Genomic DNA, 17458 nt, shown 5'->3' with positions numbered 1-17458 from the left:
GCAGGATGATGATCCTGCGCTTTTTATAATTTATGAAACTGATTTACCAAATAAACGGTATTAGTTTTTTTGTTTTCTGTTTATACACTGTAAATTGTTCACCGTATTTATTCTGTAAGTAATCATCAGATTGCGGAATATAGTCAAAAACAAATACAAAGAATAGGCCTATAGGAATTAACAAACTATAAATTTCGTTTTATAGTATTTGCTTTTCTTAGCTTGAAAGAGGTAGCGGTATCCATTCTAAAAATAATCTAAGAATCTACTAAGCACTATAATCTTTCGAATGAACCTCTAATATGAAACGATTTGATGAAACTTTAATTACTATGAAATATAAGAATCCCCCTACAATTGGAATGGTGTACGCTGGGATATAATTTAATAATAGACCGGATAGTGCCATTGCTATAGGGAGCATCATTTTACCTATACTTAATCCAATGCTGAGAACCCTTCCCCTGTATTCATCGGGAATCTCATTTTGCATGAAATAAATTAAAGGAATATCAATTAGCGCTATAATAAACCCTAAAAAGATCATAACAACACAATACGTAATAACGAATACTAAATCATTCACTTCAAAACTTTTGAATAAAACTGGAATTCCTAAAATAATCATAAAAACTGACAACATAGAACTTAGTTTTTTCAAAAGATAAGAGTAAGAAAAACGATCAGTTATCTTTTTTACTACAATTGCACCAATTATCATCCCTACTGGAAAAGTCCCTTGAATGATATCAAATTGCTTAGAACCAAGATTGAGTACTGTGTTAATAATGTATGGCAATGGAACAGTTACAGCAAAGCCTAAGAAGAAATTAAACGAAATTAAAATATGAAACGTATTCTTTAAGCTTTCCTTTTCAAGTAAATAAGAAAACCCCTCTTTTATATCTTTAATAAAATTAACTCCACTTTTTGAATTTCCCTCATTTATGTTGTACTCGAATAGTTTAAAATGAATAAATAGTAATGCTATCCCTGAAAGAATAAAAGAAATACCGTTTATAATGATAAAAGTCTTAATATTAAATACTGAAAAAACGATACCACCTAACATAGGGCCGAGAATTAAAGATACAGAATCGATAATTTTACTTATAGAATTAATACTCATAAGCCTCTCTTTAGAGACGATATTTGGTTTTGCAGCCTCTAATCCTATTCCAAAAAAGGTTGTAAACACTGTCATAAGAAAGGTTGTAGTATAAATGATGAATAAGTTTAATCCATAATAGCTGCTTAATATATAAACAGCTATTAATAAGCAGCCACTTAGTAAATCCATACAAATAACTAGTTTCTTTTTATCAACCTTATCAGCAATTACACCAGCAAAGGGATTCAAAATAATCATTGGAATCGTTCCTAATATGAGCGTAATCGCGAAATTTAATGCAGATCCAGTTATTTGTAAAACATATAATCCTAGCGCGAAACTATACATAGAGCTACCAAATATTGATACTGTTTTTGCAATTGAATATAAAAAAATGTTTCTAAGTTCTTGGTTGCTTTTTTTATTTACTATATGTAATCGTAAACTTCCCATAACATTTCCCTCGCTTTTCTTCGTATTACATATAGTGTAAGGTCTCGGGTTAACCCAATATCAATATGTACAATTTGAAAAGTTTTAAGGAGAAATAAATAAAAGATGGGGCTAACCCCATCTTTTATCAACTGTGGGTTTTTACGTCTCTCTGCACTAATAGAAATAAAATGATTGCTATAAAAGACTTAGGTTTTTATATACGAATGCTAATTTTTTATTGAAATATAAAAATTAATATGGTATCTTCTATTACATTGATTAATTACATATGAGAATCATGTATAACTCCAAGAATATGGCTTGGGGGTCTCTACCAGGAACCAATAACTCCTGACTACAAAATGCGTATTATAGCGTTTGTAGTCAGGAGTTTTTTTGTTCTAAGGTAAATAATGACGAGAAGGGATTACAAAAAAATGAATTTCAAAGTATTTATATTAGCTTTAGCAACAATAGCAGTAGGTCTTGTAGAGCTTATTGTTGGAGGAATATTGCCAGACATCGCTAAAGATTTTAATGTTTCATTAAGTTCCGCTGGTCAATTAATTACAATTTTCGCCTTTACTTATGCTATAGCAGGTCCTGTATTATTGATTTTCACAAGTAAAGTGGAACGAAAAAAATTGTATATTATTTCACTTTACACTTTTCTAATTGGAAATATACTTACTTATTTTAGTCCGAACTTTACTTTTATGATGATAGCACGAATATTAACTGCTATGAGTACTGCTTTAGTTGTCGTACTTTCCCTTACAATTGCAGCTAAGATTGTTAATCCCTCTTACCAAGCAAAAGCATTAGGATTAATTTATATGGGTATTAGCTCTTCACTTGTTTTAGGAGTTCCACTAGGCATATTAATTTCGAACACATTTGGCTGGAGAGTTATTTTTTTATGTATAGCTATTTTATCATTGGGATCTATTATCTTAATTTCATTATTTTTAGAGAAAATACCTGGAGAGGAAAACCGAACTCCTTTATCTATCCAATTAAAAGCCGTATGTAGTCCAAAACTAGGTGCTGCTCATCTAGCCACCATGTTTATGTTAGCAGGACACTATACTTTATATGCTTATTTTACTCCTTTTTTAGAAGAAAAGTTTCAACTAAGCCCTTATTGGATTAGCATATTTTATTTAATGTTTGGTATAGCTGCAGTAAGTGGCGGAGCGTTCGGCGGTGGATTATCAGATAAAATAGGCGCTCCAAAAAGTATAGTGATAGTTATTACTTTATTTGCTCTAATCTTATTTATATTACCATTCACGACAGTTTCTATTAGCCTATTTATTCCCGTTATGATAGTTTGGGCTACATTGAGTTGGGGACTTGCACCACCTCTACAAACTTATTTAATTCAAACTGCTCCAGAAACGTCAGATATACAGCAAAGTTTTAATAATTCAGCTCTACAAATAGGAATTTCGCTCGGCTCTGCAGTTGGAGGTATAGCCTTAAAACAAGTACATAATGTCGCTCATATGGCCTGGGTTGGTGGATCTCTAGTTCTATTGTCTTTAGGTTTGGCTATCTTTTCTCTTACTAGACATACATCGACAAGAGAGTGTCATGTGAGTGCTAAACATGTAGATTAACATACTCTTTGTCTTTTAATCGCAAAGAGTATAAATATAAATCGTCAAAAAAAGTCCAGTTATAAAACCGGACTTTTTTTGACGGGATTGCCCTTATCTTTTTCCGAAAAATGAATATGTATAAATTTCTTCTCCTTGAACAAAGAAATCCTCGTACTTTCCTCCTCGTGTCAAATAATTTGAAGTACTTTCATCAATGGATTGAAAGTGTAGATTTTGGATTTCTTTCGTTACTTTTGAAAGTGTAAAATTTTCTCGAAAGTTATTTGTAATTTGGCTATTTGAGCTGAAATTTTTAAATAAAATAAATAAACTTACTAAATAACAATCCGTTTTAAAAAGTGGATTTAATTCGTGAAGTAAAAAATCCTCATGCTCAAAACTATAATTGCTCGTACCAGAATGATCAATTACTACATCAACTGACTGATTCTGAATAGGGATATTCAAAAAATCAGCACAGATAAAGAGAATGTTTCTTTTCGGATTTCTTCTCGCTAATACATCTTTTAAAAATAAAAGTTTATTTAAATCTCGATCCACTGCAATGTATAGGCAATTTCCGGGCAGTTCTTCATAAATGTTTCTCAAAAAGAATCCAAGTCCCGATCCTAAATCCAGTATTAATTTGTTATTTAAATTTAAATGTACTAGTTTCTTTTTCGCCCATTCCCCTTCCCTATGCATATTTTCCAAATACGCATTATCAGTTTCATGAATATAATCCGAAATAGTATCTTCAAGTGACGTTTGCTCATTTACTTTAAATAATTTACCCGCAGTTATAATTCCTGAAGTAATAATATATTCTTCACCACAATTACAAATTAGCTTCCCCTCAGTAATTTGATTGTTAGTAATAATTCCATTTTGAAGAATTAGTTTTTCGCTACACTTAGAACATGTAAGTAAATGAAGTACGCTTAAATCTATCCCTATAATTGAATTTGAAGTTTCATTTGTTAATAATAAATCTTGTAACACTTCCTTTAATTTATCCCGCCTCTTCCCCAAAAGCTCTATTTCCTGTTCCATCTTGTCATATTTCAATTTAAATAAAGATTGGTAAAAAGTATCATTTTCGTAATTCATAGATTTCGCTAAATTTTTATAAAAAAATAGTTCTTTAATTTCATTCAAGCTAAATCCTAGATCTTTGTAATGTAATATAAGTTCTAAATCTATTTGACAATACTCATCAAAAAAATAATGCCCTCCCCTTTTTTCAGGAATAATGAGACCCAGGTCCATATAATGTCTAATTGTATCAATACTTATGTTATTTAATTCTCCAAATTTGCCTATTTTCATAGCATCACTACCATTTATATATTTTTTTATATAGATTTCTATTTTTATATTTAAAAACCCTTTAAACTTTCGAAACAACATTATTTACGTTATGTATGGGATATTTGAATGCCACATATTTTATAGGTGTATAATCCTTTTATTTAATTAAATTTCCATCGCATAGAATATACAGGAATTTATAACTTAATATAGAACATAAAAAGGAGCAGTTTATATTCTATATTAGGGGACATACATACGGAATGAGGGATTAGAAAATGAAAATTGCAATAGTCTGTTTTGATAACTTTACTGATATAGATGTTTTTCTACCATGGGATTTATTAAATCGTGTACGTTTAGTTGGCGGTATTTCTGATTGGGACGTTCAACTATTAGGAACGGGAAAAACTCATATATCCATGTCTGGCTTACGTATTCCCATGACAGGAAGCATATCTGATATTCCGTCTGCTGACGCTGTAATATTTGCAAGTGGTAAGGGTGTACAAAATTTATATAAAAATCAAGAGTATCTGAATAGCATTCATGTAGATCCTCAAAGACAATTAATAGGATCTATGTGTTCTGGTTCATTACTACTAGGAGCTAAAAAATTACTAACAGGTAAGAAAGCCACTACATATCCGTCCGTAGTAGAACAGCTTAAAGAATTTGATGTAGACGTTATTGAACAAAGTTTCGTAAACGAAGGAAATATCTCGACTGCTGCAGGCTGTTTTGCTGCTCAAAATCTCTCAGCCTGGATTATAAGAACCCTAATCAAAATGGTCGATACTGTTCTAGAAACTGTTCAGCCAGTAGGCAAAGGCTTATATTTTTAATTTCAAATCAAGTTGAGGGATTGGTTGCTCCTTAAAACGATAAAATGAGCCTTTTTGTTTGATGGCGACATGATATGCCTCCAATTTCAATTCAATTAAATAAAAAACCCGTGAATTATTCACGGGTTTTCCTCTTAATAACTAATTGCTATTGTACCTTCACCTGCATGAACCGCAAATGAAATTGGTAATGGATATAGTTTAAAGTCCATTTCAGGGAATGCTTTTCTAATATCTGAAATCCATTCCTCAGCTCCATCTTTATCGTTAGCATGGAACATATGAAGTACTTTTGGTAATTCTTTTTCGAGTTCATTTTTAATGTATTCTCGACATTTTTGGATTTTGCGAACTTTCTTTTCAAGTAAAAGCTCTCCACCTTTTACTTCTAATATTAAGTTGACACTTAATAAACTTCCAAGTAAAAATTGAACTCCCTTTACACGTCCACTTGCGTAAAGGCCTTTTAAACTTTTCGGGAATACGTGGAAAGGTCTTCTTTTTTCATCTACTAATGTTTTGTGTATATCTTGTAACGTCATACCATCATTGTATAACGATTTCGCTTTTCTAATTAGTTCATCCATTGGATAACTTGTTGTTTCACTATCCAATACCGTTAATGGGAAACCTGCCATGTCTGCAGCTAACTTCATGTTTTGATAAGTTCCACTTACTTTTCCGCTAATAGCAACTGCAAATCCCTCTTCATATTCTTCTTTGCATTTCGAAAATAACTCTACCATTTCCCCTATGTTAGGCTGTGATGTAGTGACAGTTTTACCTTCGTTTAACGCATTATAGACGCGCTCACGCACACCTTCTTCACAATCTTTGTACGACACACCATCAATAATAACTTCAATTGGGATAACAAAGTTATCTCCTTCTGTTGTAAAACTCGCAGTTGTACTATCAGTAATCCAAGCAACACGCTTCATGTTGTTCCTCCCTTAATTCAATTCCTCTTTTCTGACTTTTCTATATATTTATGTTACGAAAAGAGAATATCCCTGTAATGGTAACAGGACTTTATTGTTTTGGCTATAGTAGATGGATATTAAATGTGAATATTTTTTGTCATTTTCACGAAAAAAAGAAGAAAACCGAAGTATTTGCCCGATTTTCTTCTTTTTATACATTATTTAAAGGTTTCATTATCTAAAATTACAACATAATCATTTGTCAATCGACCAGCTTCTTTCGTATAACTAACAAGTCTTTGTACGTTATCACAGCAAAGTTTCGCTCCCCATACGAGTAACGGTACGCCGATGAAGTCGATGTGAAATCTTCTAGAAAACAGACCACCGAAAGTCATTGGTAAAGGCACTGTTGGTGATGTATTAGAAAAAATAATCTTTTCATGACTTTGATAATGTTTTTGCAAAATCTCTCCTAAATGTTTCATCGCAGGTACAACGACTTTTGATGCACCACATCCAATTGTATAAACCGGATTACCATTTTCGTCTATTCCATGAAAAATGATTTTGCCCATATCTTCTGTTTTCAATTTATTAAAGTAATCTACATTCAAAATTTCTTCTTTCGTTAACTTGCGATCCGTTGGTAATTTATTTAAATGATAAGCTGCAGCTAGTGAGGTAGTATGTGTTCCACCAAAATCTGTGTAAATGTATATCATATTATCATCCCTTGTTGTAAAAGTTCAATGTTAATTAGTATTACCGTTCTTAGCAATGTTAAACAAGGGGTGAATGTATTTACGCTTTTTGTGTTAATTCATTATATTTTTTCCAAATATAATAACGTCTACTAATCACAGTGCCTAATGTAATACATAAAAAGGCATTTGTTACAACCATTAATGTCTGGTGCGTACTACCAGAAAACATACTTTGTTTAATCATAATTTTTGCTCCTAAAATAACAAGAAGGATTATTGCACTTACCCAATTTCCTTTTCGTAGTACATGACCTGTTTTACTATCTAATCGAAATGTTAAAGCTCTTCCCCGTATAATTCCTAGACCTAAGCCAATTCCAAGCATTACAACAAACAGTAGTCCTTGCAGCAAAGTTATTTGTCCCATATGAATAATGGACTGGATTGTTACAAAACACAACAAAGCCGGAATGAGCCAAATACGGTTTATTTTCACTTTTCGTTCTTTACTTTGCATTAAAACAATAATAAGAACAACAAGTAAAATATCCATTTAGAATCCTCCTATAAACTTGTTTATCTTTAAAGATTATATTCTCCTCTTTTCATTCCATACTTGAAATACGATAGCTACTTTCAAGTGTAAGATGGATAATGTGATTTCTCATTAGCCTTAAGCATTATTTATAAAAATAAAAAGACGTACTTTTTACTCGTACGCCTTTAATAACTCGTTTAAACTCCTATTTATCAACTAATTCCACACCTTTAGAATTAGCTTTACCCAACACTCGAATGTTAAATTTATTAATAGCTTTTAAAAAGATAATATAAATACAATATCCAACAATAGAACCTATAACATTACAGATCACATCATCAATATCAGTAATACGTCCCACTCCACTAAATAAAGACTCAATTAATTGTAGCAATTCAATACTAGCTGATATAGAAAATCCTAATAAAATTGTATTTTTGAATTTCTTATATTTATCCCATAGGATTGGTGCTAAAAATCCTAAAGGCATTAATAATAAAATATTCCCGCCTACATTTCTTACAATTAGACCAATCATAAATAGGGCATCTCCATCATAAGCACTACCAATTTGATTGATGTCTTTAATAATTGATGCAAATGGTATTATATTGACCGAGCGATTTAGATTTTCAATATTAGAAGGAAAACCGATTGGTAAAGGGAATAAAGTTACTGCAACAACCATACAAATGTAGATCACAAATAAAAAACTTATTATTTCTTTCCACCAAATCACATGTTTTGTATTTTTGGTACCAATTAATATTCCACGTACAATTAAATAACAAATAACTCCTAAAATAATAAACACACTACCGTTGATCATATACAAATTGTCAACACGCCCTTTCATATGAATGAATAATTAAAATTTAAAACTATATAGTAATGTTTTTAAATTCTAAAATCTATATAATTGTATATATTTTTATGAAATTATAAAACCCTTTATTTACTAAATAAAGGGTTCCTCGTTAACTAAAATATTTTTCAAAACAGAAACAATCATGAACCCGTTTAAATTATTTTCGTATCTCTTCTTTTAAATCCATATAATTAAAAAGCTCTTTCTATTTCTGTCATTAATTTTTCAGGTCCTGCCCCTTTATTCGATGGAATAACTAAAGTGATTCCTAATTCTGGATATATAGCCGAGCGAAAACTGACGCCTGGATCATATCCCATTACATGATATTTGAATACCTTGTTTTCTCGTGTTTCAATCCATATTCCATAGCCGTAGGACTGTTTATCATTTACTTGAATGTGAGGAGTTAAAAGTAATTTTGTATATTCCTTTCCTAAAATTTCATTATTAAATAGGGCCGCCCAAAATTTCAGCATGTCTGGTGCAGTAACATATGCACCTCCATCAGCTCCTCCTTTTATCGGTATAGAGTAGGCGTTTGTTCTCCAATTTTGGTTGGTTTCGTCCTTTATATATCCTAGAGCTGTATGTCTTGGTAATCTATCTAACGAAAAATAGCCAGAATCATTCATGCCAATCGGATTAAAAATGTTCTTTTCTATATACTCCGTAAATTTAAGTCCCGTCTGTTCTTCTATTATTAATCCAAGTATGATAAAACCTGCATTGTTGTAGTGAAACTTACTTCCAGGTGCAAACATCATATTTCTGTTTTGGAATAATGGCAAAAAGTCTTTTAAGTCCTTTAATAGATACATAGGTGTTTGTTTCCAAAGATCTTCGAAGTTATCCATAATACTTTCATCAAAATAATCTGGTATACCAGCGCTATGCGTTAGTAGTTGGTGTATTGTAATATCTTCATCGAAGTTTGGAAATTTTATCTCTAGACAATCTTTTAATTTTGTATGAAAAGAAATAAAACCTTTTTCAACAAGTTGACAGATGCCAATTGCAGTGAAAATTTTACATCCTGAGGCAATACCAAATCTTGTTTGTATCGTATTGTTTATACATTCACTTTGGTTTGCGTAACCCAAAGCTTTTTCATAGACTAAGTCTTTTTCTTTTTTTACTAAAACTACTCCAGAGAAATCTATTTTCTTTTGTATTTCTTTTACAATTTTATCAATTTCATCTTTTGTTTTTATCACGACAACCACCCTTATCTTTCAGTATTGTTCTTTCCCCTTATTGATTTTTCCATATAAAGGGGAAAGAACCCTTTTATTAAATACGATAAATTGTTAATGAGAACACAAAGTTCATTTCGAATTTATCCCGCTATCTGTGGGCAGTAAGACCCCCATCTCAAAATTCAGCGAAAGCAAAGAAGTTAAGTAGGGATCGGGCTACCCGTAAAAGCCCGATTGGTGAGGGCTGATAATCAGTGGGGGGATGCCCCCTGATTAAAGTTTCACTTTATTGATTCAGTAGAATACAACTTAGATTGTGATGCGAATAAAGTAAACACACACAAGACGATAGTAATAAATAACATGATCAATGAACCTACAATAACTACAAGTTGTATAGAAATGAACTGAGTCGCAACACCAGATAATATTGTAATAAAGATTGTTACTATTGCAATAACAAGTCCATATATACTCCCAATCCGTCCCATCATATGAACAGGGATATTATTTTGGTAAAATGTATAAAATCCTGTATTTGCATATGCCATTGAAAAAGATAAAATAAAGAATCCAATAGCAGCTATTAAAAATACATTTGAAAAAGCATAAATTAAATAACCAATTGCAATGAATAATGATCCTATTCCAATTAGAAGTGAAGGTGCTAATTTCTTTGACAAAATTGTATTTGTTATGGCACCTAAAATAAATCCTGCACCAGCTATACTAACTAGAAAACCATATTCACTATCTGTTAGTAGTAATACCTCTTTCGCAAACGATAGTTCAAGTGAATCAGTAGCGGTTGCTAATACGAACATACTTTGAAATAAGAAGTACACGCATACGACATACACATGTTTTCTACTAAAATTTATAACAGTGTTCCAATCTTTTTTTAATACTGTAAGAGATAATGTATTACTTGTTGTATCCGAAGCTTCTTTCTTATCAAGATTAGGTAAAAGTAATGTAATGAATCCTGATAACAGAAATGCTATAGCATTTATATATATAGCAATCTCTGGTGTACTCGCAATTAATAAAACCCCTGCTATCGCTGGACCAATTAAAAATGCACCAGATCCTATTAAACTACGTAATGAGTTGAAACGTTGTCTTTGTTCTACTGGAATTAATTTCGTCATATACGTCATAGCAGTTGGCTCATAAATTGCACTGGCCATACTTATAAAGAATACAAATACATAAACAATCCAAAGTGACGGAAGTAAAGGTAAAATAGCGATAAATAACGCACGATATATATCGAGGTGAATCATTAATTTCCGTTTATTTAAACGATCAATCATACTCCCAGACCAAGCGTTTGTAAATAAAGTGGCTAATGGTTTTATTACATATAAAGCAGCAACGGCTAAGGCTGATCCGCCCATATGATAGACAAGTACATTCAATGCTATTAAGTAAATCCATGCTCCTAAATTCGCAATACCAACACCGGACAGTAGTAATAAAGGATATTTCCAATCTTTAAGAAAGTTTTTCATTTTTGGCCCCCGCTTTCCAAATTGTTTTAAAACAATAAAAAAATCCCACCCCCAAGACTTTTAATCTTAGGGACGAGATTTATCATCGCGGTGCCACCCTAGTTTGTTAATATGTCACCATATTAACCTTATCAGGTACTGCATTCTAACTCATGCTTATACCATAGCTCTATAACGGGAGCTCCCGTCACACCATCCCCTAATAATAGGTTCCGATGCGCTGCTCAGAGGCTTGGTTCAATAAAGAATTTTTACTCCTTTTCAGCTAAATGGAGCTCTCTGTGAAAAATTCATTTTATTTACTCTTCTCTTCACTGCATTTGATTTTCCCATATTATCACAATTATTTTTAACTGTAAATAAAAAATAATCAGATATTTATATTTCCGTCATTTTTGCTTTACGACCAATTCGACATACGAAACGCATTAGCTTTTTATGAAGATAAGGAAATAAAGTAAAGAATACGTCCATCGTTTTTTTTAATGGCATTGGACAAATTACTAATTTATTTTTATGAATAGCTTTCAGTGCAATTTCAGCAAACTTGTCAGCTGAAATTGGCTTATTTGTTTTTAGTTGTTTTATAATGTGATTCTTATTCATATTAATTGCAATTGATTTTTTAAATATGGGTGTATCTACAAAAGTTGGACAAAGCACACTTACATTTACACCGTATTCTTCCGCCTCATAATGTAATGAAGTTGTTAAACCTACGATAGCATGTTTGGTTGTTGCATACGCGGTACAAAGGGGAGCTGGTCCTAAACCAGTTGCAGAAGCAGTATTAATGATATGACCAAATCCTTGTTTTTTCATGAATTGGTAAGCCAATTGTGTTCCGTAAATTACTCCTAATAAATTTATTTCAATAATATGTTTCCAATCATCCAAAGACATATCGTATACTTCTCCATACATAGCAATTCCTGCATTATTAAACATATAATCTATTCTACCAAACTCATTAACTATTTTTATAATAAGTTCTTCTACGGATCCAGCGTTAGTAACATCTAAATATTCGAACCTAGCTAGTTGATTATTATTTTTTATATTATTCACAAGGTTTTGGCCACAGGCTTCATTAATATCAGCGATAATTACAAATATATCTTTATTTGCTAATTGAATGGCTAAAGCTTTACCAATACCAGAAGCGCCGCCAGTTATAATTGCGACTCTTTGCTCATCCATATAAATAACCTCCTGTTGTTTATACATATAATGAAAACGGACGAGTGTAAGGATTTGAACAATCGTTCTAATTCGCGTGTCACGCTACATATATTTGTTTGAAATAGAGAGTAAAAAAATTTTAATAGCTTCTTCAAATAAAACTTCTAATTTCTCCATTTCAATTGAATGAATGAATTGACATAATCCACCTAGCCATGAACCTAATAAAAGGCATGAACCCTCAACATTTTTCATATAAAACTCACCACTTTTTATACCTTCATCTAAAATTTGTTGATATGCCTTTAAAGGGACAACAGCTAAACCATAAAGTTGTTGAACTGTAGAAGGATTCGTGCTCGGATCAGAGGCAAGTTCTTGCCCCGCTCTTAATAACGGCGTTTTGTAATTATAAAGTACAAATTTAGCCATTCCATATAATTTTTCAGTTGCGTTTGTATACTGTTTTTCTGCCATTTTCCATTTATCATGCCAGTTTTTCATACTGTCTTTAGCTAAATAAACAAATAATTCTTCTTTATTTTTATAATGATAATATATATGTCCTTTACTATAACCAGAGGCTTTAGCAATGTTATCAATGGAGGTTTTTGTATACCCTTTTAAGGAAAATAACTCTATCGCTTTTTCTCCTATTATTTCTTTGGCTAAATCACTATCATATCGTCTTTTATTCAATGTAGACTCCTTCCATCGTTTAATACAAAAATTGAACAATCGTTCTAATTTCAATATATGTAAGTTTTTTTGTTTTAGTAACTGTTAAGTATTTTATTTATTATTTTTTCTAAAAAATACGGTGCGTGAAATTACTCATAAATTTTTAAAAAAGAACCTATTGGATATAGGTTCTTCAACAAGTTTGAATTAATTCGTATTCGCCTCTGTTAACGGTTGTAACGGCGGTTCTAATTCTAGTTCTAGTGTATCTCCTTCTTGTAAATTTTGTCCTTTTTCAATACTTTGGCTCGTTACATAACCTGTACCAGAAGTTTTCAAATCTAATTTCAAAAGCTTAGAGAAATACATAATATCACGCATGGACCAACCTTTTACATTTGGCATTTGTGCGTTATTCCCTAATAAAAATATACGATCCCCTTCACTCATGACCTCGCCAGACTGTGGATATTGTTTTATTATTTTTCCTTCTCCTAAAATTATTGGCTGTAGCTTCTCTTTTTCTACACTTTTCTCTGCTGTACCCATCGATTGATTTACATAATTTTGTACTTTTAATTGAGATTGCTTCGTTGCATCAGCTATTTGTTTTTCTGTATACGGTTTCACCTTTAAATATTCAAGGCTGTTTTTTATAACAGGTTTAAATATTTCAGCAAGAGGCTGAGCTCCATACTCATCTCCTTTTAACTTTGGCTGCTTAATAGCTAAGTATACGATTAACTCCGGATCATCAATTGGAGCCATTCCTAAAAAGGAGAAAATGTAATTCTCTTTCCCTTCCATATATCGGCCGTTTTCAGGATTCGGTATTTGTGCTGTTCCTGTCTTACCTCCAATTGGATAACCATCCACTTTATACATTGTACCAGTTCCTTTTGAAGATGTTATAACACGCTCCATTAAGCTTCTAACCTTGTCCGCTGTTTCTTTTTTTATCGGATTCCCAATTTCTTTCGGTTGATTTTCCATAATAACTTCTTTATTTGTTGGATTTACAACTTTATCAACGATATATGGTTGCATCATTTTCCCGTCATTTGCTATAGCAGTAGCCGCTTGGATTAATTGAATCGGAGTTACTGTAGAACCTTGACCGAAAGAAGTTGTAACCTGTTGAATTTGCGTATTTAATAATAAAGTATTTTTACTTTCTCCAGGTAAATCTATTCCTGTTTTTTGATTGAATCCAAATTTATTCATATATTGCTTAAATTTATTTGGTTTCAGTAACTGATCTTCTAAAATAGAAAAAGCTACGTTTGATGATCTTTCAAAACCTTCATCAAATGTAATTGATCCCCATCCAAATCCACCATTATGATCTTTTATATCAGAGGAACCAACGGAATATTTTCCAGATTGAAAATATTCTTTTCCGTTATATACACCTTCATTAATGGCAGCTGCTAACGTAAAAACTTTCATAGTTGAACCTGGTTCATATGCATTTGCAATCGGATCATTTAAAAAGTATTCGATATCACCTACATTAGGATTGTAACTAGGCTTACTAGACATCGCTAAAACCTTTCCTGTTTTTGGATCAGCAATAATGCCAATTAACATAGAAGGATCATAATGCTCTTGTGCTTTGTTCATCGCTTCTTCTAAAAAGCTATTAATTTGTTTATCAAGCGTTAAATACACGTTATTCCCATTTTTAGCAGGTTCTACTTTACCTATATCATTTGTAAGCGGAATCCCCCTTCGTGTACCCACATATTCTATATTCCCGTTTGTCGAGCGCAAATATTTATCCAAACTCTTTTCAAGCCCAAACTTCCCTTCCGTATTCCCTTTATCATCTGGTCTAGCAAAACCCAGTATATAGGATGCAAAGTCTTCATTCGGATACACTCTTGCTTTTTCCGACATAAAAGATACACCTGGTATTTTTAAATCATTAATTTTTTCCTTCTTTTCCCTAGATAAGTTCCGACCAATTTTCCCAATTTCAACTTGCGTACGCCCTTCATGAAAGTTTTTTAATACTTCTTCTTTATCAATTTCAAGCGCATCGGCTAATTGTTGTGCGGTTTCATCTTTATTTTTCACTTTATCTTTTCCTTTTAAATTCACAACAACTCGATACGTTGTAGAATCTTGTACTAACACCTTTCCCGTTTGGTCATAGATAGTGCCACGATTCGCTTCTAAAACACCTTTTTTATTATGTTGTTCATCCGCGAGGTCCTTTACATTTACATTATGCACGACTCCTACTGCCTGAATATAGACTATACGCAAAATCATAATAAGAAACAAAACAATAAAAGCAATCATCATATATCGAGCGCCTTTATTCGTTTGAAGTTTTTGCATACTTATCTCCTCTCTTTTGGAATGGATTCGTACGAAGATGCGTTTTATAATTTGTAGTTTTTGTTTACGATACTATAAGTTTCGAAGTTTTCTTTTTAATTCCTTTAAAACAATACGAAACTAACTATTGTTATTTTTTGTTTTATTTAATAAAAATACGGTGCGTGAAATTTCTGAATATTAACTTCACCAAAACTTGATTGCATATCACTCTAAACTCTTTTCTTATTTACTATAAAAAGTTCCCCTCTGGATTTCCAAAGGGGAACTTTTTATAAGAAAATTATGCGATATGGTTATATTTTGCTAAGAAAGGAATTCGTCTCGCTACTAATGCATACATTTTGAATACGAATTTCGCTATTGGTTCAAACATACGTGTACTTTGCATTACTAAACCGCTCGTAACAATTGTTATGAAAGCTGCACCAAGTATATCTAAAGGATAATGAACACCTACATACATACGTGATATACCGACTAACACTGCCCATAAGAGCGCGATATATTTCAGTTTTTCTCCTCTAAGAATAAATACGAAGGCAATTGAAAATACAAGTACAGAATGATCACTAACGAATGATGAATCTGCTGCGTGTGGCACTAATTGGTGTACATCATGTGATACGAACGGACGCGGATGGTAATATACTGCGTGTATAAGAACATTTACTACTAATGCAATAATAACCGAAAGCGTCGTATATAAAACTGTATATTGTTTTCTAATTGCATTCTCTTTCTTTCCATTATTAAACCATAAGATAAGCATAAATAGAACGGCTACGTATGCAGCGCTATTTGTAATAGCAACCATTATCGTATCAAATAGTTTGGATGAATCAGCAAAATTATTAAACCACCGAAATACTGTGTAATTCATAATACTCTCTCCCTACTTACAAGTGTTCTTGATTTACACAGTATACAATACCATTATGAAAATGGGCTTAAACTTTTCTCATCTAATTCTCATTTTACTATTGCTCATGTGACAATTATAAAACAAATTTTATACGCTATTTATGTATAAAGTTCGTAAACCTTTATAATAAGGCAATTCGTATTTTTTTCATGTTTGGAATACATAACATGTTCATTTAAATATACTAATTGTAAAATCATATTTTTTAATTCATTTGAAGTACAATATTTCCGAATTGTTCTCCACGTTCCATACGGCTTAGTGCTCGAATTGCTTCTTCTAACGAGTAAACTTTATCAATAATTGGTTTAATTTGATGTTTTTCTATAAACTTTATCATCTCATTAAATTCCTCACGGCTACCCATGGATGTTCCCATAATATCAATTTGATTGTAAAATAGCGCGCGTAATGGTAATTCAATTTTATCTCCTGAGCTTGCACCAAAATTCACGATTCTTCCGTTTGGTTTTAATACATCAAAATATTTCAAAAAAGTTGCTGGACCTATACTATCTATTATTAAATCTACTTTTTCACCTTGTAAGCTCTCTCCCCAATTTCCGGCACTATGAAAAGAAATATCTGCACCATATTTCGCAGCAAGTTCCCTTTTATTCTCTACCCTTGAAGTAACACTCACTTTTGCGCCAATTGCTTTCGCGAATAACATGGCAAATGTAGCAACACCACCGCCTATTCCCGGAATTAAAACGTGTTCGCCGCGCTTCAATCTACCTTTAGTAAAAAGCGCTCTGTATGCAGTTAATGCGGATAAAGATAAAACACCTGATTCTTCCCAAGTAAGATATGACGGCTTTTCTACAACATTTTCAACTGGTACAATTACATATTCAGCAAACGTTCCATCTTTCGGCCCACCTAGCACTTCCGGTAACTCCGGTACTTCAGTAGCATGTTCCCATCCAATACTAGGATTAATAATAACTTCTGTATGTAGTGTAATATTTGAAACTCCTTCTCCTATTTCTGTAACAATTCCTGATCCATCTGACCCTATTACTAATGGTAGATCCATTTCTTTTCTATTATTTATAATAAATAAATCCCTATGATTTAACCCGGCAGCTTTTAACTTTACTTTTACTTCACCTGCACTAGGATTTATCTTAGGTGAAAATTTATATCCTACTCCCTCTAATCCTTTTTTATATTGATGTACAATAGCTTTCATTGCTTAATTCCCCCTTAATATTTCCAATGTACTAGAAATATCAAAATAAATAAAATAGTTTGCCTCCAATA

General features: G+C 32.0%; 15 protein-coding genes, 2 pseudogenes, 1 riboswitch and 1 other annotated feature. Of the genes and pseudogenes, 2 read left to right on the top strand and 15 right to left on the bottom strand.

The genetic code is table 11. The features are described 5' to 3' along the window. Window positions 1-43: 43 nt before the first annotated feature. Window positions 44-199, bottom strand: a pseudogene (locus MHB52_RS36805) (methyltransferase family protein); the annotation flags it as partial. Between the two features lie 69 nt (window positions 200-268). Next, entirely contained in the window at window positions 269-1564 is a 1296-nt protein-coding gene (locus MHB52_RS13615; protein ID WP_061664619.1) for an MFS transporter, read from the bottom strand. Between the two features lie 260 nt (window positions 1565-1824). Further along, window positions 1825-1924, top strand: a riboswitch (purine riboswitch). Window positions 1925-1983: 59 nt separating this feature from the next. Here MHB52_RS13615 and MHB52_RS13610 point away from each other — a divergent pair. Further along, window positions 1984-3168, top strand: a complete 1185-nt coding sequence (locus tag MHB52_RS13610; RefSeq protein ID WP_001009829.1) for an MFS transporter — start codon at window positions 1984-1986, stop codon at window positions 3166-3168. 93 nt (window positions 3169-3261) lie between these two features. Here MHB52_RS13610 and MHB52_RS13605 read toward each other — a convergent pair whose 3' ends face one another. Further along, window positions 3262-4479, bottom strand: coding sequence for a methyltransferase domain-containing protein (locus MHB52_RS13605; RefSeq protein WP_060486817.1), 1218 nt, complete (start codon window positions 4477-4479; stop codon window positions 3262-3264). 260 nt (window positions 4480-4739) lie between these two features. Between MHB52_RS13605 and MHB52_RS13600 the strand changes: the two genes are divergently transcribed. Continuing rightward, window positions 4740-5306 (top strand): DJ-1/PfpI family protein, encoded by a 567-nt coding sequence (locus MHB52_RS13600; RefSeq protein ID WP_061663420.1) that lies wholly within the window; start codon window positions 4740-4742, stop codon window positions 5304-5306. Between the two features lie 134 nt (window positions 5307-5440). Here MHB52_RS13600 and MHB52_RS13595 read toward each other — a convergent pair whose 3' ends face one another. The 12 genes and pseudogenes from MHB52_RS13595 to MHB52_RS13540 all read right to left on the bottom strand — a co-directional run bounded on the left by MHB52_RS13595 (window position 5441) and on the right by MHB52_RS13540 (window position 17387). Continuing rightward, window positions 5441-6247, bottom strand: coding sequence for a DegV family protein (locus MHB52_RS13595; RefSeq protein WP_000831941.1), 807 nt, complete (start codon window positions 6245-6247; stop codon window positions 5441-5443). A gap of 200 nt (window positions 6248-6447) precedes the next feature. Continuing rightward, window positions 6448-6954, bottom strand: coding sequence for a DUF3189 family protein (locus MHB52_RS13590; RefSeq protein WP_061663421.1), 507 nt, complete (start codon window positions 6952-6954; stop codon window positions 6448-6450). A 79-nt stretch (window positions 6955-7033) separates the two neighbouring features. Then, complete coding sequence (locus tag MHB52_RS13585; RefSeq protein WP_016118011.1) at window positions 7034-7489, bottom strand: DUF1453 family protein; 456 nt, start codon at window positions 7487-7489, stop codon at window positions 7034-7036. 190 nt (window positions 7490-7679) lie between these two features. Further along, entirely contained in the window at window positions 7680-8312 is a 633-nt protein-coding gene (locus tag MHB52_RS13580; RefSeq protein WP_033694005.1) for a VanZ family protein, read from the bottom strand. Between the two features lie 142 nt (window positions 8313-8454). Continuing rightward, a pseudogene (locus tag MHB52_RS13575) lies at window positions 8455-8523 on the bottom strand (GNAT family N-acetyltransferase); the annotation flags it as partial. Between the two features lie 13 nt (window positions 8524-8536). Beyond that, a complete protein-coding gene (locus tag MHB52_RS13570) occupies window positions 8537-9562 on the bottom strand; it encodes a serine hydrolase domain-containing protein (protein ID WP_061663225.1) in 1026 nt (341 codons plus the stop codon). Between the two features lie 263 nt (window positions 9563-9825). Further along, on the bottom strand, window positions 9826-11058 hold the full coding sequence (locus tag MHB52_RS13565; protein WP_061663224.1) for an MFS transporter: 1233 nt from the start codon (window positions 11056-11058) through the stop codon (window positions 9826-9828). 65 nt (window positions 11059-11123) lie between these two features. After that, window positions 11124-11382 (bottom strand) — a binding site (T-box leader). A 54-nt stretch (window positions 11383-11436) separates the two neighbouring features. Continuing rightward, window positions 11437-12258, bottom strand: coding sequence for an SDR family NAD(P)-dependent oxidoreductase (locus tag MHB52_RS13560; RefSeq protein WP_000344372.1), 822 nt, complete (start codon window positions 12256-12258; stop codon window positions 11437-11439). An 84-nt stretch (window positions 12259-12342) separates the two neighbouring features. Then, on the bottom strand, window positions 12343-12939 hold the full coding sequence (locus tag MHB52_RS13555) for a TetR family transcriptional regulator C-terminal domain-containing protein (protein ID WP_001042683.1): 597 nt from the start codon (window positions 12937-12939) through the stop codon (window positions 12343-12345). 189 nt (window positions 12940-13128) lie between these two features. Further along, a complete protein-coding gene (locus MHB52_RS13550) occupies window positions 13129-15267 on the bottom strand; it encodes a penicillin-binding protein (protein ID WP_061663223.1) in 2139 nt (712 codons plus the stop codon). A gap of 283 nt (window positions 15268-15550) precedes the next feature. Next, the gene (locus MHB52_RS13545) at window positions 15551-16150 is read right to left on the bottom strand and encodes an undecaprenyl-diphosphatase (RefSeq protein ID WP_061663222.1); all 600 of its coding nucleotides are present in this window, start codon (window positions 16148-16150) and stop codon (window positions 15551-15553) included. 247 nt (window positions 16151-16397) lie between these two features. After that, entirely contained in the window at window positions 16398-17387 is a 990-nt protein-coding gene (locus MHB52_RS13540; RefSeq protein WP_061663221.1) for a zinc-binding dehydrogenase, read from the bottom strand. Between the last annotated feature and the right edge of the window lie 71 nt (window positions 17388-17458).

Origin of the sequence: Bacillus sp. FSL K6-0073 (assembly GCF_038006085.1) — a bacterium.
GTDB lineage: Bacteria > Bacillota > Bacilli > Bacillales > Bacillaceae_G > Bacillus_A > Bacillus_A cereus.
Note: the sequence above shows the minus strand (reverse complement) of the source record. Positions and strands in the feature narration are given on the sequence as shown.